General features: G+C 30.3%; 25 protein-coding genes. 19 read left to right on the top strand and 6 right to left on the bottom strand.

Annotated features, from left to right (window positions below; translation table 11 throughout):
• Positions 1-75: 75 nt before the first annotated feature.
• The 3 genes from fspA2 (at position 76) to AJ887_RS01880 (ending at position 2983) form a co-directional block, all read left to right on the top strand.
• Positions 76-504: a flagellum-secreted nonflagellar protein FspA2 gene (gene fspA2, locus AJ887_RS01890; protein WP_070233343.1), complete on the top strand. Its 429-nt coding sequence runs from the start codon at positions 76-78 to the stop codon at positions 502-504.
• Between the two features lie 65 nt (positions 505-569).
• Complete coding sequence (murA, locus tag AJ887_RS01885) at positions 570-1826, top strand: UDP-N-acetylglucosamine 1-carboxyvinyltransferase (protein ID WP_070239634.1); 1257 nt, start codon at positions 570-572, stop codon at positions 1824-1826.
• The gene (locus AJ887_RS01880; protein WP_070239632.1) at positions 1823-2983 is read left to right on the top strand and encodes a molybdopterin molybdotransferase MoeA; all 1161 of its coding nucleotides are present in this window, start codon (positions 1823-1825) and stop codon (positions 2981-2983) included. The genes murA and AJ887_RS01880 overlap by 4 nt, the downstream gene beginning before the upstream one ends.
• A gap of 21 nt (positions 2984-3004) precedes the next feature.
• Here the strand turns inward: AJ887_RS01880 and lepB are convergent, their stop codons facing one another.
• Both lepB and folD read right to left on the bottom strand, forming a co-directional pair.
• Complete coding sequence (gene lepB, locus AJ887_RS01875; RefSeq protein WP_070239630.1) at positions 3005-3853, bottom strand: signal peptidase I; 849 nt, start codon at positions 3851-3853, stop codon at positions 3005-3007.
• Positions 3854-3862: 9 nt separating this feature from the next.
• The gene (gene folD / locus AJ887_RS01870) at positions 3863-4711 is read right to left on the bottom strand and encodes a bifunctional methylenetetrahydrofolate dehydrogenase/methenyltetrahydrofolate cyclohydrolase FolD (protein WP_070239628.1); all 849 of its coding nucleotides are present in this window, start codon (positions 4709-4711) and stop codon (positions 3863-3865) included.
• Positions 4712-4790: 79 nt separating this feature from the next.
• Here folD and AJ887_RS01865 point away from each other — a divergent pair, with 79 nt between their 5' ends.
• From AJ887_RS01865 to AJ887_RS01835, 7 genes are read left to right on the top strand one after another with little or no spacing between them, the layout of a single operon-like run.
• The gene (locus AJ887_RS01865) at positions 4791-5138 is read left to right on the top strand and encodes a hypothetical protein (RefSeq protein WP_070239626.1); all 348 of its coding nucleotides are present in this window, start codon (positions 4791-4793) and stop codon (positions 5136-5138) included.
• Positions 5135-6409, top strand: a complete 1275-nt coding sequence (gene hemL, locus AJ887_RS01860; RefSeq protein WP_002861491.1) for a glutamate-1-semialdehyde 2,1-aminomutase — start codon at positions 5135-5137, stop codon at positions 6407-6409. The genes AJ887_RS01865 and hemL overlap by 4 nt, the downstream gene beginning before the upstream one ends.
• Positions 6406-6735, top strand: coding sequence for an AtpZ/AtpI family protein (locus AJ887_RS01855; RefSeq protein WP_002852414.1), 330 nt, complete (start codon positions 6406-6408; stop codon positions 6733-6735). Before hemL ends, AJ887_RS01855 begins: the two co-directional genes overlap by 4 nt.
• On the top strand, positions 6735-7238 hold the full coding sequence (locus AJ887_RS01850) for a hypothetical protein (protein WP_070210087.1): 504 nt from the start codon (positions 6735-6737) through the stop codon (positions 7236-7238). Before AJ887_RS01855 ends, AJ887_RS01850 begins: the two co-directional genes overlap by 1 nt.
• Positions 7216-8403, top strand: a complete 1188-nt coding sequence (locus tag AJ887_RS01845; protein ID WP_070233337.1) for an MFS transporter — start codon at positions 7216-7218, stop codon at positions 8401-8403. Before AJ887_RS01850 ends, AJ887_RS01845 begins: the two co-directional genes overlap by 23 nt.
• The gene (locus tag AJ887_RS01840) at positions 8396-10570 is read left to right on the top strand and encodes a flagellar hook-length control protein FliK (RefSeq protein WP_070239623.1); all 2175 of its coding nucleotides are present in this window, start codon (positions 8396-8398) and stop codon (positions 10568-10570) included. The genes AJ887_RS01845 and AJ887_RS01840 overlap by 8 nt, the downstream gene beginning before the upstream one ends.
• Positions 10567-10848, top strand: a complete 282-nt coding sequence (locus tag AJ887_RS01835; RefSeq protein WP_002852641.1) for a FlhB-like flagellar biosynthesis protein — start codon at positions 10567-10569, stop codon at positions 10846-10848. The genes AJ887_RS01840 and AJ887_RS01835 overlap by 4 nt, the downstream gene beginning before the upstream one ends.
• On the opposite strand, the gene AJ887_RS01830 is transcribed toward AJ887_RS01835, so the two are convergent.
• Both AJ887_RS01830 and AJ887_RS01825 read right to left on the bottom strand, forming a co-directional pair.
• Entirely contained in the window at positions 10845-11645 is an 801-nt protein-coding gene (locus tag AJ887_RS01830) for a phosphatidylserine decarboxylase (RefSeq protein ID WP_070239620.1), read from the bottom strand. The two genes, AJ887_RS01835 and AJ887_RS01830, sit on opposite strands and share 4 nt — an antisense overlap.
• A complete protein-coding gene (locus tag AJ887_RS01825; RefSeq protein ID WP_070233334.1) occupies positions 11642-12766 on the bottom strand; it encodes a metallophosphoesterase in 1125 nt (374 codons plus the stop codon). The genes AJ887_RS01830 and AJ887_RS01825 overlap by 4 nt, the downstream gene beginning before the upstream one ends.
• A gap of 85 nt (positions 12767-12851) precedes the next feature.
• On the opposite strand from AJ887_RS01825, the gene gltX reads away from it, so the two are divergent.
• Genes gltX through AJ887_RS01810 form a run of 3 tightly spaced genes read left to right on the top strand, consistent with a single transcriptional unit; the run spans position 12852 to position 16053 of the window.
• Positions 12852-14147 (top strand): glutamate--tRNA ligase, encoded by a 1296-nt coding sequence (gene gltX, locus AJ887_RS01820; RefSeq protein ID WP_070239618.1) that lies wholly within the window; start codon positions 12852-12854, stop codon positions 14145-14147.
• A 2-nt stretch (positions 14148-14149) separates the two neighbouring features.
• Positions 14150-14431, top strand: a complete 282-nt coding sequence (locus tag AJ887_RS01815) for a YggT family protein (RefSeq protein WP_002852501.1) — start codon at positions 14150-14152, stop codon at positions 14429-14431.
• Positions 14428-16053 (top strand): lytic transglycosylase domain-containing protein, encoded by a 1626-nt coding sequence (locus AJ887_RS01810; protein ID WP_079860508.1) that lies wholly within the window; start codon positions 14428-14430, stop codon positions 16051-16053. Before AJ887_RS01815 ends, AJ887_RS01810 begins: the two co-directional genes overlap by 4 nt.
• Here the strand turns inward: AJ887_RS01810 and AJ887_RS01805 are convergent.
• Entirely contained in the window at positions 15950-16435 is a 486-nt protein-coding gene (locus AJ887_RS01805; protein WP_070239616.1) for a hypothetical protein, read from the bottom strand. The two genes, AJ887_RS01810 and AJ887_RS01805, sit on opposite strands and share 104 nt — an antisense overlap.
• Positions 16436-16530: 95 nt before the next feature.
• On the opposite strand from AJ887_RS01805, the gene mobB reads away from it, so the two are divergent.
• The 5 genes from mobB to AJ887_RS01780 are packed head-to-tail and all read left to right on the top strand — an operon-like array spanning position 16531 to position 20897.
• Positions 16531-17022, top strand: a complete 492-nt coding sequence (mobB, locus tag AJ887_RS01800) for a molybdopterin-guanine dinucleotide biosynthesis protein B (protein ID WP_002861481.1) — start codon at positions 16531-16533, stop codon at positions 17020-17022.
• A gap of 1 nt (position 17023) precedes the next feature.
• Entirely contained in the window at positions 17024-17866 is an 843-nt protein-coding gene (locus AJ887_RS01795; protein ID WP_070239614.1) for a class 1 fructose-bisphosphatase, read from the top strand.
• Positions 17859-18056 carry a hypothetical protein gene (locus tag AJ887_RS01790; protein WP_002861479.1) on the top strand — a complete coding sequence of 66 codons (198 nt, stop codon included), beginning with the start codon at positions 17859-17861 and terminating at the stop codon, positions 18054-18056. Before AJ887_RS01795 ends, AJ887_RS01790 begins: the two co-directional genes overlap by 8 nt.
• Before the next feature lie 9 nt (positions 18057-18065).
• The gene (gene metG / locus AJ887_RS01785) at positions 18066-19952 is read left to right on the top strand and encodes a methionine--tRNA ligase (RefSeq protein ID WP_070239611.1); all 1887 of its coding nucleotides are present in this window, start codon (positions 18066-18068) and stop codon (positions 19950-19952) included.
• A gap of 3 nt (positions 19953-19955) precedes the next feature.
• Positions 19956-20897 (top strand): hypothetical protein, encoded by a 942-nt coding sequence (locus AJ887_RS01780; protein WP_070239608.1) that lies wholly within the window; start codon positions 19956-19958, stop codon positions 20895-20897.
• On the opposite strand, the gene AJ887_RS01775 is transcribed toward AJ887_RS01780, so the two are convergent.
• Entirely contained in the window at positions 20889-21341 is a 453-nt protein-coding gene (locus AJ887_RS01775) for a methylated-DNA--[protein]-cysteine S-methyltransferase (RefSeq protein ID WP_070239605.1), read from the bottom strand. The two genes, AJ887_RS01780 and AJ887_RS01775, sit on opposite strands and share 9 nt — an antisense overlap.
• Before the next feature lie 54 nt (positions 21342-21395).
• On the opposite strand from AJ887_RS01775, the gene AJ887_RS01770 reads away from it, so the two are divergent.
• A complete protein-coding gene (locus tag AJ887_RS01770; RefSeq protein WP_070284747.1) occupies positions 21396-23942 on the top strand; it encodes a bifunctional aconitate hydratase 2/2-methylisocitrate dehydratase in 2547 nt (848 codons plus the stop codon).
• The last annotated feature ends 18 nt before the right edge of the window (positions 23943-23960 follow it).

Genomic DNA, 23960 nt, shown 5'->3' with positions numbered 1-23960 from the left:
AAAATAATTATCATTAATATAAATTTATAAATAAAAAAACCGATAACAATATAAATTAATTTAAAAAGATTTAAGATGAAAATAGATACTTTGACAAAAAATTTTAGCAATTATCAAACACAAATAAACAAAGACAATGATTTGGTAAGTAATGTTCATAGTGACAATGTGGTTAAAATTCAAATTTCAGATGAAGCAAGAAGTTTAAGTCAAACAAATTCAAAAAATGAAAAAGAATATGAAATCAAAGTAAGTCAAGAAAAAATAGAAAACCACAAAGACCAAAATTCCATCCAAAGTAGCAAAGGTGGCGTAAATCCCGCATTAGAGGCTTTAATAGCAAAATTAGCTGAAATTTTAGCTAAAATTGCAGAACTTACTCAAAAAATGACAAACGCTAACGAACAAATGAAAACGACATTTCAAAAACAAATTGATGTGCTAAAATCTCAAGCAGATGTAATTCAAGCTCAAATTCAAGAACTCCAAAGCCAACAAGCTTGATTATATTTTTTCAAAAGTTTAAGAATGCTATAATGATGCATTTTTAAACTTTTTCAAGGAAAAATATGACTTATCTAGAAATCGAAGGCACAAATCATCTAAGCGGAAATGTTACAATAAGCGGAGCAAAAAATGCCGCCCTACCCTTGATTGTTTCAAGCATACTTGCCAAAAACGAAGTAAAAATCAACAATGTTCCTAATGTTGCTGATATAAAAACTCTTATATCTTTGCTAGAAAATTTAGGAGCTAAGGTCAATTTTCAAAATAATAGTGCTTTATTAAACACAAACACTCTTAATCAAACCATAGCCAAATATGACATTGTGCGCAAAATGCGTGCTTCCATACTTACTCTAGGACCTTTACTTGCTCGTTTTGGACATTGTGAAGTATCTTTACCTGGAGGATGCGCTATAGGACAAAGACCTATTGACTTGCATCTTTTAGCCTTGGAAAAAATGGGGGCAAATATACAAATCAAACAAGGCTATGTCGTAGCTAGTGGAAATTTAAAAGGTAATGAAATTCTTTTTGATAAAATCACGGTTACAGGTAGCGAAAACATCATCATGGCGGCAGCTTTAGCTAAAGGTAAAACCAAACTCTTAAATGTTGCAAAAGAACCCGAAGTAGTTCAACTTTGCGAAGTTTTAAAAGACGCAGGACTTGAAATCAAAGGCATAGGTACAGATGAGCTTGAAATTTATGGTAGCGATGGAGAACTTTTAGAATTTAAAGAATTTAACGTTATACCTGATAGAATTGAAGCAGGAACTTATCTTTGTGCAGGGGCTATTACAAATTCTAAAATTACTTTAGATAAAGTTAACGCCACTCATCTTAGTGCAGTTTTAGCAAAACTTCATCAAATGGGTTTTGAAACTTTGATTACAGAAGATAGTATCACCCTACTTCCTGCTAAAGAAATTAAACCTGTAGAAATCATGACAAGTGAATATCCAGGCTTTCCAACCGATATGCAAGCGCAGTTTATGGCATTAGCCTTAAAAGCTAATGGAACTAGTATTATCGATGAAAGACTATTTGAAAATCGTTTCATGCATGTAAGCGAACTTTTAAGAATGGGCGCAGATATTAAACTCAATGGTCATATTGCTACTATAGTAGGCGGAAAAGAACTTAACGCTGCTGATGTCATGGCTACAGATTTGCGTGCTTCCTCAGCCCTTATCTTAGCGGCTCTTGCAGCCAAAGGCGCAAGCAAAGTCCATAGAATTTACCATCTTGATAGGGGTTATGAAAATTTGGAAGAAAAATTTAAAGGTTTGGGTGTAAAAATCACAAGGCTTGAAGAATGAAAAATATCTTTGAAACCTTAAAAGACTTAGAAGATCAAATTTCATGCTTAGATGAAAGTGAGCTTATTAGCCTTGAAAAAGCAAAAGATAGAATTTTAGCTAAAGATTTATACGCTAGAAAAAATCTACCCAGTTTTGACAATGCTGCTCTTGATGGCTATGCTTTTAATTATGCTGATATCAATGAGGCTTTGGAGATTAAAGGGACTATTTTTGCAGGAGATAAAAATTTTTATACAGTTGCTAAAAATGAATGCTATAAAATCATGACAGGGGCTAAAATGCCCAAAAATGCTGATACTATCTTAATGTTAGAAGATGAGTATATAGAAGAAAATAAACTCATCATTAAAAAAGCCCCTAAACAATACAATGCCTATCGCTATAAAGGCGAAGAATTAAAAAAAGGTGAAATTTTACTTCAAAAAGGCACCAAACTTAATGATAAACATATCGCCCTGCTTGCTTCTCAAGGGCTTTATAAAATAGAAGTCATAAGAAAAATTCGCATAGGTATTTTTTCAAGTGGAAATGAGCTAAAAGAACCTTGGCAAGAATGCGATGAAGAAAGTATTTATAATGCCAATGCTTTGCCTTTACTAACCATGCTTCAAAATGCTTCTTATTTAGGTATTATCAAAGATAATTTTAAAAGCACTAAAAAGGCTTTAAAAAATACAAATTTTGATCTTTTAATCACTTCAGGGGGCGCAAGTGTTGGTGAGGCCGATTTTATGGAAAAAGCTTTAGATGAATTAGGCTTTACTCCGCTTTTTAAAGGACTAAAAGCACGCCCTGCAAGGCCTACTAAGCTTTATCAAAAGGGTAAAAATTTCGTATTGATTTTACCAGGAAATCCTATGGCAGCTTATCTTTCTTGTTTTATTTTTGCTAAAAAAATCATTGATTTATTAAGTGGAAACCTAGATAATCCTTTAACATTTTACGCCAAAATGGGTATGGATTTAAAGCTTAAAAGTGGAAGAAATAATCTCATCTTAGGAAATTTAGAAAAAGATATTTTTACACCATTTAATGAAAACAAATTTGGCTCTGGTATGATACTTCCACTTATTAAAAGTGAGTTTTTACTTATAAGCGAAGAAAATACAAGCGAATTAAAAAAAGGTGATGAAATCACGCTTTTAAAAATATAATGTTTGTGTTTTTCACAAACATTAGCTTAATTTATCCTCATCGTCATGATCATGGATATATTGTTCATCATTTTCCAAGGTGTCAACAAAACGCCCTATCCTTTCCCAGCGAACATTTTTATCTTTATCCCAAGAGAAATATACAAACCAAGGTTTACCTACTATCAACCTATAAGGAACAGAACCCCAAAAACGACTATCATAAGAATAATCACGATTATCACCCATCATGAAATACTCATTTTCAGGTACATCAAAAACATAAGCATTTCCGCCGCTAAAACCTATATGATTTCCAAGTTCTTTAATATAAGTTGGAGACATAGCAAAATCACCTATGCTAAGAAAGCGCAAGATATCACTTTCTATATCTTTTTTTGGATCATAATGAATACCTTTTTGTTTATAAGGTTCTTTTACATAAATTTGCCCTCCAAGAGTAACAAGATCATTTGGATAATGTTCTTTCATAAAATCATCACCTTCATGCATTCTCACATAAAGTGTTTTATTTGCGTAAACCATCCTATCTCCTCCTGTACCTACACAACGCTTTACAAAGTGTTCTTTTTCATTTCTAGGATTTCTAAAAACAACTATATCTCCTCTTTGTGGCCCTTGTGCTTTTATCAAATGCCCATCTTTATTAAAATCCGGCAAAACAGGAATTTCCAACCAAGGAATATGAGGAGTTGAGATGCCATAGCTAAATTTTTTAACAAATAAAAAATCCCCTACCAATAAGGTGTTTTTCATGGAACCAGAAGGAATAACAAAAGCTTGTATAAAGAAAAAAATCACCAAAAGAACAATAACTACAGTTCCAGTCCAAGACTGTGAAAATTTATATAATTTCTTTAAAATTTCCATAGATTTTCCCTAATTAAGTCTATTTTTAGCAGATTTAACTGTGTTTTCTAAAAGCATGGCTATAGTCATAGGACCTACTCCACCTGGAACAGGAGTTATATAACTAGATTTTTTAGATACCTCTTCAAAATCCACGTCTCCAACTATCTTTCCATTTTCAAGACGATTGATTCCAACATCAATAACAATCACTCCTTCTTTTACCATATCCGATCGAAGCAAATTCACACAACCTGCTGCTACTATAATCAAATCAGCCTGTCTAGTATAAAGGCTCAAATCTTTGGTTTTGATATGACAAACGCTTACTGTAGCTCCAGCATTTAAAAGCATAGTAGCCATAGGACGACCTACTATATTTGAAGCACCTATAATAACAGCGTCTTTTCCTTCTAAATCAATTTCATAAGCCCGTAAAAGCTTCATAACTCCAAGTGGAGTACAAGGCAAAAACCCACTTTCTAAGCCTAAATTTAAATATCCTACATTAATAGGATGAAAACCATCAACATCTTTACTGCTTATAATGCTTTCAAGTATTAAATCTTTACAAATATGATCAGGTAAAGGAAGCTGAACCAAAATTCCATGAACACTATCATCGTGATTTAAGGTATTAATCAATGCCAAAAGTTCATTTTGTGTAGTATTTTTATTAAGATGATAAACTAAAGATTTAATTTCACATTCTTCACAGGCTTTAGCCTTAGATTTTACATAAGTTTGACTTGCAGGATTATCTCCAACCAAGATAACAGCTAAACAGCTTTCAATCCCTTTGCTTTTCAAAAATTGATTTTTTTCTTTTAATTCTTCTTTGATTTTTGCGCTTAAAGCTTTACCATCAAGCAAAGTCATTATTTTCCTTCTATAAATTTAATTACTTTTTTAAAGTAAAAATTGTATCATATTAAAACTTCATTAACAAGGTGAAACTTTGAAAATTGTTTTAATGTTTTTTTTATTCAGTATCAGTCTTTTTGGTGCTGATTTTATCACTCTTAAAGAATACTCTAAAATGCTTTATGAAAATCCAAGGGGTATTAGTTGTAAAGAATGTCATGGAACAGATGGAAGCGAGCAAATTTTAGGATATTTTATGAAAAATGGTATTAAAACAGCTTATAAAGTTCCAAGTATACAAAATCTTAGTTTTGAGAATTTTAAAAATTCTCTTAATCAGAGTAAAGACGCAAAATCAATCATGCCAAATTACTCTTTAACAAATGATGAAATTGTAACTTTATATAATTACATCAAGCAATTTAGCAAGGAAGAAAAATGACAAACAAAAAAGCTTTTAAAGAAGCGTGTAAATTCATCGCAGGTGGTGTAAATTCTCCAGTTCGTGCTTTTGCAAATGTTCAAAGTGAGCCAAAATTTATTTCCCATGGAAAAGGTGCTTATATTTTCGATATAGATGGAAATTCTTATATAGACTATGTTCAAAGCTGGGGACCTTTACTTTTCGGACATTGCGATAAAGATATACAAAAAGCTTGCCAAAAAGCACTTCACAAAGGTTCAAGTTTTGGAGCTCCGACTTTATTAGAAACTGAACTTGCCAAACTTGTTTTATCTGATTTTCCTCATTTAGAAAAAATCCGTTTTGTAAGTAGCGGAACAGAAGCAACCATGAGTGCTATTCGTCTTGCCCGTGGCTTTACTAAAAAAGATAAAATTTTAAAATTTGAAGGATGTTATCACGGGCATTCTGATTCATTATTGGTGAGCGCAGGAAGTGGTGCTGCTACTTTTAACTCTCCTAGCTCCTTAGGTGTTTTAGAAGATGTAGCTAAACACACTTTAGTAGCAAAATATAATGATATAAATAGCGTCAAAGAGCTTTTTGAAAAAAATAAAGATATTGCATGTGTTATCATTGAGCCTATTGCTGGAAATATGGGGTTAGTTCCAGCTAAACAAGATTTTTTAGAAGAACTTGCTAAGATCTGCAAAAACAATCAAACTCTGCTGATTTTTGATGAAGTAATGAGTGGATATAGAGCATCTTACCTTGGTTCCTATGGAATCAATCATATTCAAGCAGATATAATTACTTTTGGTAAAGTAATAGGAGGTGGTCTACCTGCAGCAGCGTTTGCTTCTAGAGCTGAAATTATGGATATTTTAAGTCCTTTGGGTGGAGTTTATCAAGCAGGAACTTTAAGTGGAAATCCTTTAGCAATGGCTGCAGGCATAGCAAGTCTTACAAAAGCCAAAAAGAAAACCAAGCTTTATGACAAGCTTGGAAAATTAGCAAAAAAACTTACTCAAGGAATGAAAAAATTAGCAGATGAAAAAGGACTTCCGCTGCAAGTTTGTCATGTAGGTTCTATGTTCGGATACTTTTTCACCAAAAATCCTGTATCAAACTACCAAGATGCATTAAAATCTGATCTAGCATTATTTTCAAAATTTCACAAAAATATGCTTGAAAATGGAATTTATTTAGCGCCTTCTCAATTTGAAACAGGCTTTATATGTTCAAAAATGGATGATAAAATTGTAGATACAACATTAGAAGCTGTTAGGGAAAGCTTTAAAAGAATATGAGCAATATTTTAAAAGAAGAAAAAAATCACTTAGAAAATTCCAACAGCAAAAGACAAAAAATCATTCGCAAAACTCTTGAAGCTGCGGATGGTTTAAGTCTTGGCATCTCTATGGTTGTTGCTGTATTTATAGGTGTGGGAATAGGATATTTACTTAAAAAATTTACTCCTTATCCTTGGCTTTTTTGGCTTGGAGTTTTTTGGGGGATCAGTGCTGCCATACTTAATGTTTACAAAGCTTATAAAGTTCAAGTAAAAAGCTATGAAGAATTTAAAGAAAGAGATGAGTTGATCAAAGAAAAAATTCAAAAAGAAAAGAATAAATAATGGAACATAAAAAAGCTCTATTTTGTATTTTTGCCATTATTCATTTATTTTTTTGGATCATATTTTCATTATTAAATCATTTTAAATTAGATACATTTTTAAGTTATGAAATAGCTTTTTTTAGTGTTTTATTGATTATTTTTGCTTCTTATTTAAATTATAAAAAAGTCATTATAAAAAAATCAAAAAATTATGAAAAAGATTTTAATTTCATTTCATCGCTTTTTATCAAAAAAAAACAAAATTTATCAAAAATTATTCATTTTAAAGTTCTAAAAGACGATTTAAAGCCAAATATTAAAGAGAAAATCCATTTTTTTACTATGTTTTTTACTCTCTTTAAATTGATGGCTTATGTAATATTGGTTGCTGGATTTTTATTTTTACATCGCCAAGATAAATTAGATATCTTTGCTTATATTTGTGGAATTTCATCCTTGCTAGTTTGTGTGTTTATTTTTATTTTATATATAAAAAAGTATGAGTCCAAAAAAAATTATTAAATCAATGACAGCACTTTTTGCTGGTATGGCATTTTTATTTGCAGGTAATGCCTTGATAGTAAGCTCTATAGGTGTTATATTAAAAGAAAACGGAGAAAGTTCTTTAGCTGTTGGAGTAGTAAGTTCTTGTTTTTTTATAGGCGCTCTTGTTGGAACCATCAGTGCTCATAAAATTATTTCTCGTATAGGTCATATACGCTCTTTTGGGCTATTTGGGGCTATTTTTGGAATTTCAGCTATGCTTCATACAGTAAGCGAAAATCTTATTTTTTGGGCTGTTTTAAGATTTTTCATAGGAATTTGCTACTATGGTCTTTTAATGGTCATAGAATCATGGCTTAATGAAAAAAGCAAAAATGCCATTCGATCTAGAATTTTAGGTTTTTATGAAATTGTTTTTTATCTTGCATTTGGTATTGGAGTTTTAATCATAGCGTTAAATTTAAGCAAACATAGTGTATTTATCCTCAGTGCAACTTTAATTTTACTTTCATCTTTACCTTTAAATCTAATTAAAATCAAAGAACCTGTTTTGCCCGCATCAAGTCCTATTTCTATACCTAAAATTTTTGATATAGCTCCTTTAGCTATCGTCACAAGCTTTATAGCCGGAATGCTTATAAATGGCTTTTTTTCTATGGCATCTTTATTTATACTTTTGCAAGGTTTTGATACAAAAGCGGTTTCTTATTTTATATTTTGTGGGGTTTTAGGTGGTTTTATTGCACAAACCATCATAGGAACTATTTCAGATAAACTTGGTCGCAAATTTGCCATTATCACTTGCGCAAGCATAGGATTTATCACTATGCTTATATTTATCTTTTTTAAACTTCATTTGTATATGCAATATTTTTTAGGAATTACTCTTGGTATAGGAATATTTTGTTTATATGCTTTAGCACTTGCTAGAGCAAATGATGTTTTAGTAAGCAAAAATAAAGGCGTAGAGTTAGGTCGTGGGGTTCTTTTTTGCTATTCTTTGGGCTCTTTGTTTGGCCCTTTAATTTTAGGTTTTTTAATGCAATACTTTGAAATCAAAGGTTTTATATGGTTTTATATAGTTTCTTTAGCATTTTTAATTCTTTTTGCTATCAATAAACCAAATATTTTAAATAAAAAATTTAAGAAAAAGCCTGGAAATATGGTGATATTTGATGATTAATACTCAACTAGCAAGTCAAATTGCCAATACGCAAAAAAATGATTTAAAAGTAGATAACTCTACTTCAAAAGATAAAACAAATTTAAAGGACAATCCAAAAGAAGCACTTGCGCAAGCTTTAAAGCAAAATTTAGGTTTAAGCAAGGACGCTAGCAGTGAAGAAATACTAGCAAAATTTGTTCAAAATGAAACAGGCACCAAATTAAAAGAACTTGTTAATAAACTTTTAGATCAAATCAATGCTCAAAAAAACCCCGATTCCCCTGTGCTTAAACAAGGAAAAAATTTAAATTTAGCTCCTAATTTTGCTAATGAATTAAAAACTTTAAGCACAGAACTTGCAAAAAGCGATACTTTTACACAAGTTTTAGACAGATTAAATCAAATTTTAAAACCTGCCAGTGAAATAAAAAACAACAACTTAGCTCCTTTGTTTAAAAATTCAGGCGTATTTTTAGAAGCTAAATTAAAAGATGCCCTAAACGAAGAATTGCTGCCCAAAAGTTTTCACTCTCTTTTAAGTACAATCAAAGGTCTTAGTAGTGAAAAACTAAGTATTCAGATAGCCCAACTTGCAAATGCAAATTTAAACCCAAAAGACACTTTAAAAGAATTAAAAAATATTATTAATTCTAGCAAAAATGAAAATAAGCAAATTTTAAATCAAAGTTCTTTTAAAGCACTTTTAAATTTAAGTTCTAAATTGGAAAATTTTAAAAATTATATAAGTAAAAATCCCAGTCATGCTCAAGAAAAAATCACCCCTATGGCTAATAAAATTTTAAAAGAATTAAATTCCATCAAAAATGATTTTTTCAAAGCTCTTAATAAGCCAGAAAATTTAATGATAAAAGATCCAAACATCCTTAAGCAAACTGCTACCGCCTTTGAAAAACTTGAAAATACTTTAAAAAATATACTAGGCAATCAAGCTTCTAAAATACAAGATAAAGAAAATATTTTAGAAAATCTTTTAAGTAACAAAGAAAATATCAAAGAAGAAAAACTTAATCATAACACAAAAAACCAAGATGAAGAAAAACATATAAAAGCATCAAAAGAAGAAAATCTCACAGATGATACCAAGCAAGATTCAAAATTAGATTCTGATATAAAAACCCACGAAGAAGATACCCAAGATACAAAAAATGATATTCAAAACAATGAAACAGAAAATAATCCAGACAATGATATAAAAAATTCTACTCCAAACCAAGAAAAAATTAAAGATGAAAAACAAGAAAAATCAAAAGAAAATATCAAAGAAAATCCAAAATTTTATGAAACAAAAACAGAAAACAAAACTTCAATCAATACAAATAATCCTAACACAAACAATATGCAAAATTTAAATAATTCTCAAAATATTCAATCTAACAATAACCAAACTATGCAAAATATTTTTAAAAATCAGGAATTTATAAAACAAAATATTGTAAAAAATTTAGCATTTAATGTAGAAAATTTAGATCTAGAACAAGTGCAAGATTTAAGTAAAAATTTAAGCAATCTTTCTCGTAGACTTAATGAAAGCTTAAAAGAACTTGAACCTTATACTCAAAATGCCAAACTGAATCAAGCAGAACTTAAAAATCTCGAACACAAACTCAATCTTTCTACCAAAGATCTAGCGCAAATTAAACCAAAAACAGAACAAGATATAGCTGAATCTTTACATCATGATGTAAAATCAACACTTTTGCAAATTTCAAATTTAGCTAAAAATGAAGGCAATGAAGCTATATATAATCAAGCTAATCGTCTTTTAGCGCAAATTGAAATCAATCAGCTTATGTCTTTAGCTAATGATTCTATCAATACTTATCTGCCTTTTTCTTGGGATGATTTAAATGATTCTAAAATTATGTTTAGACGCGGAAAAAAGGATAAATTTTTTGCTCAAATTAAACTCGAATTTGCAAAACTTGGGGATTTGGAAATTCTTATTTCTTTAAATAATGAAAAATATATAGATATTAATATTATGGCAGAAAATATTGAATTTAGAAAAACCATCTATGAAAATGCCCATGAGCTTAAAAGAAATATCAATAAAGCAGGACTTTTAAGTGCAAATTTCTTTGTAGGTGATATCATAAGAAGTAAATTTGATACTAGAAATATGAAAAATTTAGATCTTGAAATGGGTATGGATAAAAAAGTATGAGCAAAATCAAAAGATCGATTAAAAAAGCTGTAGCTCTAGGCTATCAAAAAGAAAAAAACTCTGCCCCAAAAGTGCTTGCAAGTGGCAAAGGTGAAAGTGCTGCTAAAATTATTTCTTTAGCCAAGGAACACGGAGTTCCCATTAAAGAAGATGAAGATTTAATAGAAATTTTAAGCAAGCTTGACTTAGGTGATGAAATTCCACCTAATATGTATAAAGCTGTAGCTGAAGTTTTTGCCTTTATCTATCAAATGGCAAATAAAACTCCTAAAAACTAATCCGCTATTTTTTCTCCAAATTTAATACCCTGCCCTGCTTTTAAATTAAAAGTTAAAAGTCCTTTTTGAGAGATTAAAACTATAGTAGAACCCAGTTCAAAATTTCCTAGTTCTTCGCCTTTTTTTAGATTTAAATTTTCATATTTTCTAGTAAAATTATGAGAAATTTTAGCATTGGTTTGTATGCTTATATCAAAATTAAAACGCATTTTTCCTACATTTTGCGCTCCTACAAAAACAAGCCAAAAAATACCTTTTTCATTTTGACATTTTAAACTCACTCTTTCATTTTTTACATACAAATTACTAATGCGTTCTAAATGCTTTTCATTTACACTATAAAGGGCGCCACTTGTGTAAGTTGCACTCAAAATTTGCATATCACAAGGGCTGTGATAACGATGATAATCTTTTGGAGAAAGATAGATATTGACATAATCAAGCCCATTTTTAAGCTCATCTTTTTCAAAGCTATCTTTTAAAAGCTCCTCAACGCTATAAGTATGCCCTTTTATAGAAAAAGCAAAATGTTCTTCATTTGCCAAAAAAGTACTTCCACACTCTAAAATTTTACCATCACTTGGACTGATAAAACCTTCTTCAAGTTTCCTTGGAATGTGAAAAGTTCTTGTAAAAAGAGCATTTAAACTCTCGTATTCACAAGGAGCTTTAAATTCACTCATATCGATATTAAAATACTTAACATAATTTTCATTAATAACTTTTTGTATCATTTTGGGAAATTTAATCCCCGCTACAAAACCAAAAAGCCTCGAACTTTCTTTTGAAAAACTCATTTTTTTCCTTTTAAATTTAAAATCACTATTTCACTCGGAGCAAAAACTCTAAGACTTGGCCCCCAAAATCCTGCTCCACTACTCACATAAAGCTTAGTTTTTTCTCCTAAATCATAAAGCCCATGAACAAAACCTTGCTGAAGTTTAACTAAAAACATAAAAGGGAAAATTTGCCCTCCATGCGTATGCCCACTTAAAACAAGGTCAAAATCACTTAAATCATAAAGCAAAGCTGTTTTGGGTTGATGTGTGAGTAAAATACTAGCTTTACTTGTATTTAAATCCACTTTTATTCTTGCTAAATCAGGAGCATATAAACCCTTATCAAGTCCGGCTAAATCTCCAAGTCCAGCAATATTTATAAAACCTAAATCTAAATTTTGATTGACTAAAATTTTCATATTAGTATGTTTTCTAAGTAAATCCAAAACTTTATTGATACCATGATAATACTCATGATTTCCCAAGGCATAAAAAGTTCCATAAGTGGAATTAAAATCATTAAGTTTTGAGATGTAATTTTTTAAATCTTTAGGATTAGTATCAATCAGATCTCCTACTATTACAACCATATCAGGACTTTGCAAATTCACTTTAGTGATGAGCTTATCTAAAAAATTTTCATGCAAATTTTTACCCAAATGTATATCAGTAAGCATGACAATTTTTAAATCTTGTTTAAGATTTGGTATTTCAACATCAACACTCTTTACTTCAGGTGTTTTTAGAGCATTATTTATACTTATATAAATTAAAAACACACTTAAAACTATAAGAGAAAGCTCAAAAATCAAACGCAAAATAAGATTATATTTTTTATCTCTTTTACCCATAAGAGCTAAAATCAATTTAATAAAATCCCAAGCTAAAGTCATAAAAAACAAACAATAAGTCGGCGCATAAAGCATGGCTAAAATTTCATACCAAGTATCACTTAAATATTCATCTCTACGAAATATTAAAAACACAGCTTGGGCTAAAAAAAGCACAATAAAAATAAAGGCAAAAATTTTATAAAAATACTTGAAAAGAGTAATTTTCTTGATTAATCTTTTATAAATATAAACATTTGCTAAGCCAAAAATCAATAATACAATGAAAGAAAAAATTAAAAATATCATAAAAGTATTATAACCAAGTAAAATTAAATATCCGTATAAATTTTTCTGTTATAATAAACTTTTAAATAATTTTAAAGGCTATAAAATGTACCGTTTTGCACCTTCTCCCACAGGTGATATGCACATAGGAAATTTACGCGCAGCAATTTTTAACTATATCTGTGCAAGACAAAAAAATATGGATTTTATCTTACGTATTGAAGATACTGATAAGGCTAGAAATATAGCAGGAAAAGAAGAAGAAATCAAAGAAATTTTAAATCTTTTTGGTATTTCATGGCAGCATTACTATATACAAAGTGAAAATTTAAAATTCCATCGCCAAATGGCTTTAAAACTTGTAAGTGAAAAAAAAGCTTTTGCTTGTTTTTGTACTGAAGAAGAACTTGAAGCAAAAAAAGAGCTAGCTAAAAAACAAGGTAAAGCTTATCGCTACGATGGCACTTGTGAAAAACTAGCCGATATCGATGTTTTAGAATGTGAAAAACCCTTTGTTATCCGTCTTAAAAAACCTACTCACACTATGAAATTTACAGATTTTATCAAAGGTGAATTAAGTTTTAAACCTGAAAACATAGACTCTTTTGTGATTATGAGAACGGATAAAACTCCAACTTATAATTTTGCTTGTGCGGTTGATGATATGCTTGAAAATGTTACTTGTATTATACGCGGAGAAGATCATGTTTCAAACACTCCAAAACAAGAACATATCCGCGCAAGTTTAGACTATAATAAAGCCATAACTTATGCGCACTTGCCTATCATTTTAAACGAAGAAGGTGTTAAAATGAGCAAAAGAGAAGCACATTCTTCTGTAAAATGGCTACTTGAAAGTGGAATTTTACCTAGTGCAATCGCAAATTATCTGATCATGCTAGGCAATAAAACTCCTTGTGAAATTTTTACCTTAGAAGAAGCTATAAAATGGTTTGATATTTCTAAAGTTTCAAAAGCTCCCGCAAGATTTGATCTTAAAAAACTCTTACAAATCAATCGTGAACATATCAAAATGATCAAAGATGATGAGCTTAATAAAATTTTAGATTTAAACAAAGATCTTGCACAACTTACTAAATTTTACACTCAAGAAGCAAGCACCATAAAAGAACTTAAAGAAAAAATGCGAGCTATTTTTAGCACAAAAGACTTTGGCGAGTTTGAAGTAGAATGTAAAATTTTAAAAGAACTCTTAAAAGATATTGAACTTTTTGAAAACTATGAAGATTTTAAAAATGAACTTTTAAGCAAAAGCGACTTAAAAGGTAAAAAATTTTTCATGCCTTTAAGGATAATTTTAACAGGAAATATTCACGGACCTGAGCTTAGCGATCTTTATCCTTATATTAAAAATTTTATTCACGAATTAGCAAGGATTTAACTATGGTTATAGACTCTTTTATTATTTCTATTTTTCAAGTACTACAAATTGTCATTAACATTTATACTTGGATTATTATCATCACAGCACTTTTAAGCTGGGTAAACCCTGATCCTTATAATCCCATAGTGCAAATTTTATATAAATTAAGTTATCCTGCTTACGCCTTAGTTAGAAAAATTCCAACACGCATTGGTAATATTGATCTTGCACCTTTGATTATAGTCTTAGCATTGCAGTTTCTTGGTATTTTTCTTGGGAATATCTTAAGGAGTATATTGTGATAAAAAAAATACTCATTTTTTTATTTATTTTTTCAAGTTTAAATGCTACACAATATAGCATAGAAAAACTCAAAAAAGAAGAAAATTCACTTGCTAAGGATTATTATATTTATAGGCTTTTAGAAAAAAATAAAATCAGTAAAAAAGATGCACAGGATTTAAATTCTCATATTTTTCGCTATATAGGAAAAATTAAATCCGAACTTGAAAAAATCATTCCTTTAAAGCCTTATATCAACCCAAAATATGCTAAATGCTATACCTATACAGCAAATACTATCTTAGATGCAAATTTAACTTGTCAAAGTGTGCGCTTAAATTCATTAGTTTTTATAGCAAGTTTAAATTCCAAAGACCGAACTACTTTAGCTCAAACCTTTAAAAATCAAAGACCTGATTTGACAAATTTATTGCTAGCTTTTAATACTTCTGATCCTATGAGCTATATAGCACAAAAAGAAGATATTAATGGTTTTTTTAAACTTTATAATTATTCTAAAAAATACGACTTAGATTTAAATACAAGTTTAGTCAATAAACTACCAAACCACATTGGTTTTAAAGATTTTGCACAAAATATTATTATTAAAAAAGAAAATCCAAAATTTAGACATTCTATGCTAGAAATAAATCCTGAAAATGTAAGTGAAGATTCTGCTTTCTATTTAGGAGTCAATGCCTTAACTTATGATAAAACAGAGCTTGCTTATGACTTTTTTAAAAAGGCGGCACAAAGTTTTAAATCGCAAAGCAATAAAGACAATGCTATATTTTGGATGTGGTTGATTAAAAACAATGAAGAAGATTTAAAAACTTTATCGCAAAGTTCTTCTTTAAATATTTATAGTCTTTACGCAAAAGAACTTACTAACACACCTTTTCCAAAGATAGAAAGCCTTAATCCAAGCAAGAAAAAAAATAATTTTAATATGCAAGATCCTTTTGCTTGGCAAAAAATAAACAAACAAATTCGCGATGCTAACGCAAGTCAACTAGATGTCTTGGCAAAAGAATTTGACACACAAGAAACCTTGCCTATTTATGCTTACATATTAGAACGCAAAAATAATTTTAAAAAACATTATTTTATAATGCCTTATTATGACAATATAAAAGACTATAATAAAACAAGACAAGCTTTAATTTTGGCTATTGCCAGACAAGAAAGTCGTTTTATTCCAACTGCTATTTCAGTTTCTTATGCTTTAGGCATGATGCAATTTATGCCATTTTTAGCCAATCACATAGGGGAAAAAGAATTAAAAATTCCAAATTTCGATCAAGATTTTATGTTTAAACCTGAAATAGCATATTACTTTGGAAATTATCATCTAAATTACCTTGAATCACGTTTAAAATCTCCACTTTTTGTCGCTTATGCTTATAATGGTGGTATAGGATTTACTAACCGTATGCTTGCAAGAAATGATATGTTTAAGACGGGTAAATTTGAACCTTTCTTGTCTATGGAGCTAGTTCCTTATCAAGAAAGTCGAATTTACGGAAAAAAAGTTCTAGCTAATTATATTGTGTATCGACATCTTCTGAACGATAGTATAAAGATTTCGGATATTTTTGAAAATTTAATTCAAAACAAGGCAAATGATCTAAACAAATCTTAGCTACAAGCCTAGTCTCTTCCTTGACACTAGGAAGAGATACTTTAAAATAATCAGTATAGTTATTTTGTATTATATATTTTAAATACTCATCATCCAGTTTTTCAATATTGGCTTTTTTATTATTGATAAAAACTTCTAAATTTTGAATTTTTAATGTATTTGGAATAAAAGACAAGGCCAATACATCATCTTTAATTATCTTGTCTAGAATTGGGTTTAAATAAGACATGGTTACAATGGCATTAATCTTATCTTGTGTGATTTTGTATTTTTGAGTAAACATTAAAGTTTGAGATTTTAAATTTGTATCCACAATCGCCTGATCTTTTAAAGAACAAGCTCCAAGCAAAAAAGCACCTAAAATTACACTATAAATTTTCATTCTTTTTCCATATTTTTTAGTATTATTGTAGCCTTTTAACCCTATTTTTTGGTTTAAAAAGATATAATTTTACAAAAAAATTAAGAGTATATTTTATGAAACAACTTATCATAGCTTTTAGCGGGCCTTCAAATTCAGGAAAAACTACACTCATCACCAAAATAGCTGATAATTTTTTGCAACAAAATTTAAAAGTTTTAATCATTAAACATGATCCTGCCGATAAAGCTCAATTTGATTTTAACGGTAAAGATAGTTTTAAATTTTTTCAAAGCGGAGCTGAAGTCATGGTTTTAAGCCCTACAAGAACAACTTTTTTTTCTCATGAAAATAGAGATATTTTAAAAGCTTTAAAATTAAGCCCTGATTTTGACATTTGTTTGGTTGAAGGATTGAAAACTCTTGATTTACCACGCATTAGCGTATTTTGCAAAGAAATTGATGAAAGTTATTTTACTTTTTCAAACGCCATTGCAAGCTATGAAAAAATTTCTCACCCTTATCTTACTTGGCTTGATTTAAACGATATACAAGCTATTTGTCAATATATACTTAAAAATGCTAAAAATTTACAAGGAGAATTATAAAATGCAAGAAGTGATTTCTTATATACAAAAAGCTGTTTTAGAAATTTCTAACGCTTTAAAATTTCCCGATACAAGCTACAGTCAAAATCAAAATTTTACAGGCGATACCCAACTCAAATTTGATGTTTTAAGCGATGAAATCATCACAAAAACCCTAAGTCAATGTTCAAGCATTAAAGCCATCATAAGTGAAGAAAAAGACGAAATTTTAACGCTTAATAAAAAAGCAAATTTTATCGTAGCTTATGATCCTTTAGACGGTTCTAGCTTAATGGATGTTAATTTTGCTATAGGTTCTATTTTTGCCATCTATGAAGAAAAAGCAAATGCCAAAAATTTAAGAGCTGCACTTTATAGTATGTATGGAGCGCGCTTAGAACTTGTGATTTGCAAAGATCAACCAAAACTTTATCGCCTAAATGCAAATAATGAATTTATTTTTATAAAAGATCTTAAAATGAATGAAAAAGGCAAAATTAATGCTACAGGCGGAACGCAAAAATTTTGGGAAGAAAAACACGCTAATTTTATCAAAAGTCTTTTTGATGAAGGATATCGCTTAAGATATTCTGGGGCTATGGTAAGCGATATCAATCAAATTTTATTAAAAGGGGGTGGGATTTTTAGTTATCCTGCAACACAAGATGCGCCTAATGGCAAACTTCGTGCTTTTTTTGAAGTCTTTCCTCTAGCCTTTATCATAGAAAAAGCAGGCGGAAAAACTACAAATGGAAAAAATCACTCCTTGCTTGAACTTGAATTTGATAAAATCCATGCGACAACTCCTTGTTTTTTTGGCTCAGAATATGAAATTTCAAAACTTTTAAAGGCTTACAATGAATGAAACTAGAGATGAATTTGAGCAAGATATGGATAAAAAGAAAGAAATTTTACTTTCATGTCAAAACTCAAAAAACCTAAACTCTTGTTATAATTGCAATGAAATTTTTAACTGCCAAACTAGAAAAAATTATGTTGATGCAGTCTATAATAGTATGTCTAAGGGTAAAACCGAAGGCGGATTTGACTTTTAAAGGAAAAAAATGCGTTATATTACAACACCAATTTATTATGTAAATGATGTACCTCATTTAGGTCATGCTTATACTACCATCATAGCCGATACTTTAGCAAGATTTTATCGTTTGCAAGGACATGAAACAAGATTTCTAACAGGAACAGATGAGCATGGACAAAAAATCGAAGAAGCTGCCAAACTAAGAAATTCCACTCCTCAAGAATACGCTGATAAAATCAGTTTTGAATTTAAAAAATTATGGGATGAGTTTGAAATTACCTATGATATTTACGCAAGAACAACTGATACAAGGCATATTGAATTTGTTAAAACTATGTTTTTAAAAATGTGGCAAAAAGGCGATATTTATAAAGATGAATACGAAGGACACTATTGTATTTCTTGCGAAAGCTTTTTTACTCAAAGTCAGCTTATCAATGATTGTTCTTGTCCAGATTGTGGCAAAAACACTACGATTTTAAAAGAAGAGAGTTATTTTTTTAAACTTTCAAAATACCAAGATAAAATTTTACAATGGTATGAAGAAAAAGATCCCATCCTACCAAAAAACAAAAAAAACGAACTTATAAATTTTGTCCAAAGTGGCCTTAAAGATCTTTCCATTACAAGAACAAGTTTTGATTGGGGGATTAAACTGCCTCAAGAAATTAATGATGATAAACATATTATTTATGTATGGCTTGATGCACTTTTTATCTATATAAGTTCGCTTGATTTTCAAAGCAAGGGAGAAAATACTAAATTTTGGCCTGCGCATGTGCATTTAGTAGGAAAAGATATCTTGCGTTTTCATGCCATTTATTGGCCAGCTTTTTTAATGAGCGTAGATTTGCCTTTGCCAAAATTTATAGGTGCACATGGCTGGTGGACTAAAGAAGGTGAAAAAATGAGCAAGTCTAAAGGCAATGTTGTAAAACCTAAAGAAGTGGTTGATGTCTATGGAAGCGAAGCTTTTAGATATTTCTTGCTTAGAGAAGTGCCTTTTGGCAATGATGGGGATTTTAGCGAAAATATGCTGATAAATCGTATCAATGCTGAACTCAGCAATGAATTTGGAAATTTACTTAATCGCATTATAGGCATGAGTACAAAATATGATCAAGGAAATATTTCAAAAGAAGGTGTTTTAAAATTTTACAATGCCGAACTAAATCAAGCAAAAGAACACTTAAATTTAGCGGTAGAATTTTTAGAAAACTTACAGTGTAATCGTTATTTAGAAGAACTTTTTAAAGCCTTAAGTGTGGCAAATTTAGCCATTAGTAAATACGAACCTTGGAATTTAATCAAAGAAAACAAACACGAACAAGCTAATGCTTTAGTGGCACTTTGTGCAAATATTTTAGCCAAAACAAGTCTTTTGCTAAGCCCTGCTCTACCAAAGTCTTGTCAAAAAGTAGCTTTGGCTTTAAATTTTGAAATTTCGTCTGTAAATTACGCAAAAATGATACTTGATAATGAACTTTTAGATTTTAAAGCAAATCCTTGTGAAGCTTTATTTCCAAAAGTAGAAAAAGCTCTTTTAAAACAAGAAATTAAAGAAGAACCCAAAAAAGAAGAAAGTCCTAAAATAAAAATCGATGATTTTGCAAAAATTGAAATCAAAGTTGCTAAGGTACTTGATTGTCAAAATATAGAAGGGAGTGAAAAACTTTTAAAATTTCAACTCGAACTTGACAATAAAGAGATCCGTCAAGTACTCTCAGGCATAGCAAAATACTATAAGGCCAGTGATTTAATCGGTAAACAAGTATGTGTTATAAGTAATCTTAAAAAAGCTAAAATTTTTGGACATGAAAGCGATGGTATGATACTTTCTGCAAAAAGCGGAGATAAACTTGTTTTAATCACCCCTGAACAACTTGTACAAAACGGTTCCTTAGTAGGCTAAAATATGCAAATTAGCAATTTAGGCGAACTTTTAAACGCAACGCTCATTCATGAAGGTAGCGTTTTAAGTGTGGAAGGTTTTGCCATAAATTTAAACGAACTTAAAGCAGGCTTTGCTTTCTTTAATAACGATAAAAAAGAAATTGCCCAAGCTATAAAAAAAGGCGCTTATGCTATAATTACAGAAAATGACATTGCTATTGAAGATAAAGACATTTTTTACTTTAGAGTAGAAAATCTAGAACAAGCTCTTGTAAGATTTTTACGCTTTTTTTGTGAAGATAAAGAATGTGAATTTTTACTTTTTAAATCTTACGAACTAAGTCTTTGCAAGGCTTTTTATTTTAACATTTTAAAAGGAAATATTTTTGCTGATTTTGAAAAACTAATCAAAGCAAAAAAAGGTGAAATTTTTTGCTGCTGTGAAGAAAATTACTTAAATAAACTTTGTGCCTATTCTCATAGTCTAAAAGATGCTAATTTTACTTTATTATCGCGATCTAGCTTTTTTTTTACAACTTTGATTTGTGAAAATTTATATTTTAAAAATCTTAATTTGCCTTTTTTTTACGCAAATAGTTTTGCAAAAATTATTTCTTTTTTAAAAGAAAAAAATCAAAAAATAATATTTGACTTTAATAAGATTGATGATTTTAAAATTTATTTTATTGACGATAAATTTGAAATCACTCCTTTTGGTTCAAGCTCTCAAGCGTTTATTGTAAGTAACAACCAAAATACCTTTGAATTCTGGAAAGAAAAATTTAAAAACATAAAAGACTTTAAAATTGCTTCTAAAAATTCTTTATTTTGCGATTTTTCCTATAATCAGCTTTCAGATTTAAGAAAATTAAAAAATTTTAAATATTGTTTAATTCTTGAAAATTATGATATTTTTGAACAAGAATTTGAAAACAAAGAAAATCAAACCCCAAGCTTATTTTAAATTCACTCCTTCATTTTCAAGCAAAAATCTTTTTATTTCAAGCCCTCCATTATATCCTCCTATACCATTGCTTGCAATAACTCTATGACAAGGTATAAAAATAGGAATTTGATTTTTAGAATTTGCATTTCCGACAGCTCTAAAAGCTTTTGGATGATTGATTTTTTCTGCTATATCTTTATAAGTAGCTATTTTGCCATAAGGAATTTTCATTAAAGCCCTATAAACCTTTGATTCAAAGTCTGTACCTTGTATCAAAACAGGAATGCTAAATTTTCTAAGCTTATGAGTAAAATATAAATCAAGTTCATATTTTGCTAAGTCAAGCAAACTACAATTTTTTTCTGATCTTTTATTATCCCAAAAATCGACTCTAGTTAAAAATTTTCCATCACTATGTAAAGATAGGTAACATAAAGGCATTTTATAATAAACTTTAAACATTTTTTATCCTTCAAAGAGCTACAATTATAATAAAAAATATTTAAGGAGTAGAAAATGTCTTTTATGCAAGAATACAATAAACTTGTTGAAGAAAGAGCCGCTTTGGGTATACCACCCCTTCCTTTAAATGCAAATCAAACTAAAGAACTTTGTAAACTACTTGAAAATGAAAATAATGAAGAGCTTGCAAATCTTTTAGAAAATAGAGTAAATCCTGGTGTTGATGATGCAGCTTTAGTAAAATGTGAATTTTTAGATTCTATACTTAAAGGCAAAATCAGTGCTCCAAATATAGACAAAAAAAGAGCCTTAAGAATGCTTGGAACTATGCTAGGCGGATATAATGTTAAAGTTTTAATCGATGCTTTAAAAGATGAAAACATAGCCAAAGATTCTGCAGAAGTGTTGAAAAATATTATTTTTGTACATGATAATTTTCATACCATAGCTGAACTTAGCAAAAACAATCCACACGCTAAGGAAGTTTTACAAAGCTGGGCAAATGCGGACTGGTTTAACAAAAAAGAAAAATTACCTCAAGTGATTAAATGTATAGTTTTCAAAGTAGCAGGCGAAACAAATACCGACGATCTAAGCCCTGCAGGAGATGCTTTTACAAGAAGCGATATTCCTTTGCATGCAAATGCCATGCTAAAAGTAAGACAAGCAGGATCCTTAGAAAAAATCAAAGAGCTTAAAAAAAGCGGTCGCGAAGTAGTTTATGTAGGTGATGTTGTAGGAACAGGTTCAAGTAGAAAATCAGCAATAAATTCTATACAATGGCACTTAGGAAAAGAAATAGAAGGTGTGCCAAACAAGCATAGCGGTGGTATAGTAATGGGTTCAACTATAGCACCGATTTTCTTTAACACTGCTCAAGATAGCGGGGCTTTACCTATCATCTGTGATGTAACAAACTTAGAAATGGGCGATGAGTTTGAAATTCATCCTTATGAGGGAAAAATCATAAAAAATGGCTCTACAATCGCAGAATTTACACTCAGTCTAAACACTCTCTTAGATGAAGTTAGAGCAGGAGGAAGAATCCCACTTATCATAGGTCGCGGGCTTTGTACTAAGGCTAGAGAATTTTTAGGAATGGAAAGTGAAAATATCTTTACCAAACCTGAACAACCTAAATCTTCAAGCGGTGGTTATACCTTGGCTCAAAAAATGCTAGGTCGTGCCTGTGGAGTTGAAGGCGTACGTCCAGGTATGTATATAGAACCTATAACTTTAACTGTAGGCTCTCAAGATACCACAGGTCCTATGACTAGAGATGAAATTAAAGAACTTGCAAGCCTAGGTTTTAATGCAGACTTTGTGATGCAAAGCTTTTGCCATACAGCTGCTTATCCAAAAGTAAGCGATTCAAATTTACATAAAACCTTGCCCAATTTCATGACAAGTCGTGGTGGGGTAAGTTTAAAACCAGGTGATGGGGTTATTCACTCTTGGCTTAATCGTTTTGTATTGCCAGATACCGTAGGAACGGGTGGGGATTCTCACACACGCTTTCCTATAGGAATTTCTTTCCCTGCAGGAAGTGGACTTGTGGCTTTTGCTGCAGTTACTGGTTCTATGCCTTTAAATATCCCTGAAAGTGTTTTAGTGCGTTTTAGCGGGGAATTACAAGCTGGAGTTACCTTAAGAGATTTGGTTAATGCTATACCTTATTATGCAATCAAACAAGGACAACTTACCGTTGAAAAGAAAAATAAGAAAAATATTTTTGCAGGAAAAATTTTAGAAATAGAAGGCTTGCCAAACTTAAAAGTCGAACAAGCTTTTGAACTTAGTGATGCAAGTGCTGAAAGATCTGCAGCTGCTTGTAGTGTGGATTTAAGCATAGAAAGTGTAAGCGAATATATCAAATCCAATATTTCTTTAATTGAAGCTATGATAGAAGCAGGATATGAGAATAAAGCTACCCTTGCTAGAAGGGCTGAAAAAATGAGAGAATGGCTTAAAAACCCTACTCTTTTAAGAGCAGATAAAGATGCAAAATACGCTTATATTATAGATATTAACCTTAATGACATTAAAGAGCCAATCCTAGCTTGTCCAAATGACCCTGATGATGTAGCAACCTTAAGTGAAATTTTAGCCGATGATAAGCGTCCAAAAAATATAGATGAAGTTTTTGTAGGTTCTTGTATGACAAATATAGGACATTATAGAGCTTTGGGAGAAATTTTAAAAGATAAAGGCATACTTAAAACCAGACTTTGGGTAGTGCCTCCAACAAAAATGGATAAAGCACAACTTACCAATGAAGGTTATTACAGCATCTTTGGTGCAGCAGGTGCTAGAATAGAAGTTCCTGGTTGTTCTTTATGTATGGGTAATCAAGCTAGAGTAAATGATGGAGCTGTAGTTTTCTCAACTTCTACAAGAAATTTTGACAACCGTATGGGAATGGGTGCTAAAGTATATTTAGGCAGTGCAGAACTTGCGGCAGTTTGTGCGATTTTGGGTAAAATTCCAAGCAAGGAAGAATACTTACAAATTGTCAGCGAAAAACTAAGTGATGAGCATAAGGCAAATATCTATAGATATTTAAATTTTAATGAGATTGAAAATTTCAAACTTGAAAATTAATTCAAATTTAATACTTAT

The sequence above is a fragment of the Campylobacter sp. BCW_6466 genome (genome assembly GCF_001762835.1).
In the GTDB taxonomy this organism is placed as follows: domain Bacteria; phylum Campylobacterota; class Campylobacteria; order Campylobacterales; family Campylobacteraceae; genus Campylobacter_D; species Campylobacter_D jejuni.
The sequence above is the reverse complement of the archived record's forward strand: the minus strand, read 5'-3'. Positions and strand labels throughout refer to the sequence as shown.

Excerpts from the sequence above, each read along its gene's own strand:
- fspA2 (WP_070233343.1), top strand. The coding sequence starts at position 76 with ATGAAAATAGATACTTTGACAAAAAATTTTAGCAATTATCAAACACAA.
- murA (WP_070239634.1), top strand. The coding sequence starts at position 570 with ATGACTTATCTAGAAATCGAAGGCACAAATCATCTAAGCGGAAATGTT.
- AJ887_RS01880 (WP_070239632.1), top strand. The coding sequence starts at position 1,823 with ATGAAAAATATCTTTGAAACCTTAAAAGACTTAGAAGATCAAATTTCA.
- lepB (WP_070239630.1), bottom strand. The coding sequence starts at position 3,853 with ATGGAAATTTTAAAGAAATTATATAAATTTTCACAGTCTTGGACTGGA.
- folD (WP_070239628.1), bottom strand. The coding sequence starts at position 4,711 with ATGACTTTGCTTGATGGTAAAGCTTTAAGCGCAAAAATCAAAGAAGAA.
- hemL (WP_002861491.1), top strand. The coding sequence starts at position 5,135 with ATGACAAACAAAAAAGCTTTTAAAGAAGCGTGTAAATTCATCGCAGGT.
- AJ887_RS01855 (WP_002852414.1), top strand. The coding sequence starts at position 6,406 with ATGAGCAATATTTTAAAAGAAGAAAAAAATCACTTAGAAAATTCCAAC.
- AJ887_RS01850 (WP_070210087.1), top strand. The coding sequence starts at position 6,735 with ATGGAACATAAAAAAGCTCTATTTTGTATTTTTGCCATTATTCATTTA.
- AJ887_RS01845 (WP_070233337.1), top strand. The coding sequence starts at position 7,216 with ATGAGTCCAAAAAAAATTATTAAATCAATGACAGCACTTTTTGCTGGT.
- AJ887_RS01840 (WP_070239623.1), top strand. The coding sequence starts at position 8,396 with ATGATTAATACTCAACTAGCAAGTCAAATTGCCAATACGCAAAAAAAT.
- AJ887_RS01835 (WP_002852641.1), top strand. The coding sequence starts at position 10,567 with ATGAGCAAAATCAAAAGATCGATTAAAAAAGCTGTAGCTCTAGGCTAT.
- AJ887_RS01830 (WP_070239620.1), bottom strand. The coding sequence starts at position 11,645 with ATGAGTTTTTCAAAAGAAAGTTCGAGGCTTTTTGGTTTTGTAGCGGGG.
- AJ887_RS01825 (WP_070233334.1), bottom strand. The coding sequence starts at position 12,766 with ATGATATTTTTAATTTTTTCTTTCATTGTATTATTGATTTTTGGCTTA.
- gltX (WP_070239618.1), top strand. The coding sequence starts at position 12,852 with ATGTACCGTTTTGCACCTTCTCCCACAGGTGATATGCACATAGGAAAT.
- AJ887_RS01815 (WP_002852501.1), top strand. The coding sequence starts at position 14,150 with ATGGTTATAGACTCTTTTATTATTTCTATTTTTCAAGTACTACAAATT.
- AJ887_RS01805 (WP_070239616.1), bottom strand. The coding sequence starts at position 16,435 with ATGAAAATTTATAGTGTAATTTTAGGTGCTTTTTTGCTTGGAGCTTGT.
- mobB (WP_002861481.1), top strand. The coding sequence starts at position 16,531 with ATGAAACAACTTATCATAGCTTTTAGCGGGCCTTCAAATTCAGGAAAA.
- AJ887_RS01795 (WP_070239614.1), top strand. The coding sequence starts at position 17,024 with ATGCAAGAAGTGATTTCTTATATACAAAAAGCTGTTTTAGAAATTTCT.
- AJ887_RS01790 (WP_002861479.1), top strand. The coding sequence starts at position 17,859 with ATGAATGAAACTAGAGATGAATTTGAGCAAGATATGGATAAAAAGAAA.
- metG (WP_070239611.1), top strand. The coding sequence starts at position 18,066 with ATGCGTTATATTACAACACCAATTTATTATGTAAATGATGTACCTCAT.
- AJ887_RS01780 (WP_070239608.1), top strand. The coding sequence starts at position 19,956 with ATGCAAATTAGCAATTTAGGCGAACTTTTAAACGCAACGCTCATTCAT.
- AJ887_RS01775 (WP_070239605.1), bottom strand. The coding sequence starts at position 21,341 with ATGTTTAAAGTTTATTATAAAATGCCTTTATGTTACCTATCTTTACAT.
- AJ887_RS01770 (WP_070284747.1), top strand. The coding sequence starts at position 21,396 with ATGTCTTTTATGCAAGAATACAATAAACTTGTTGAAGAAAGAGCCGCT.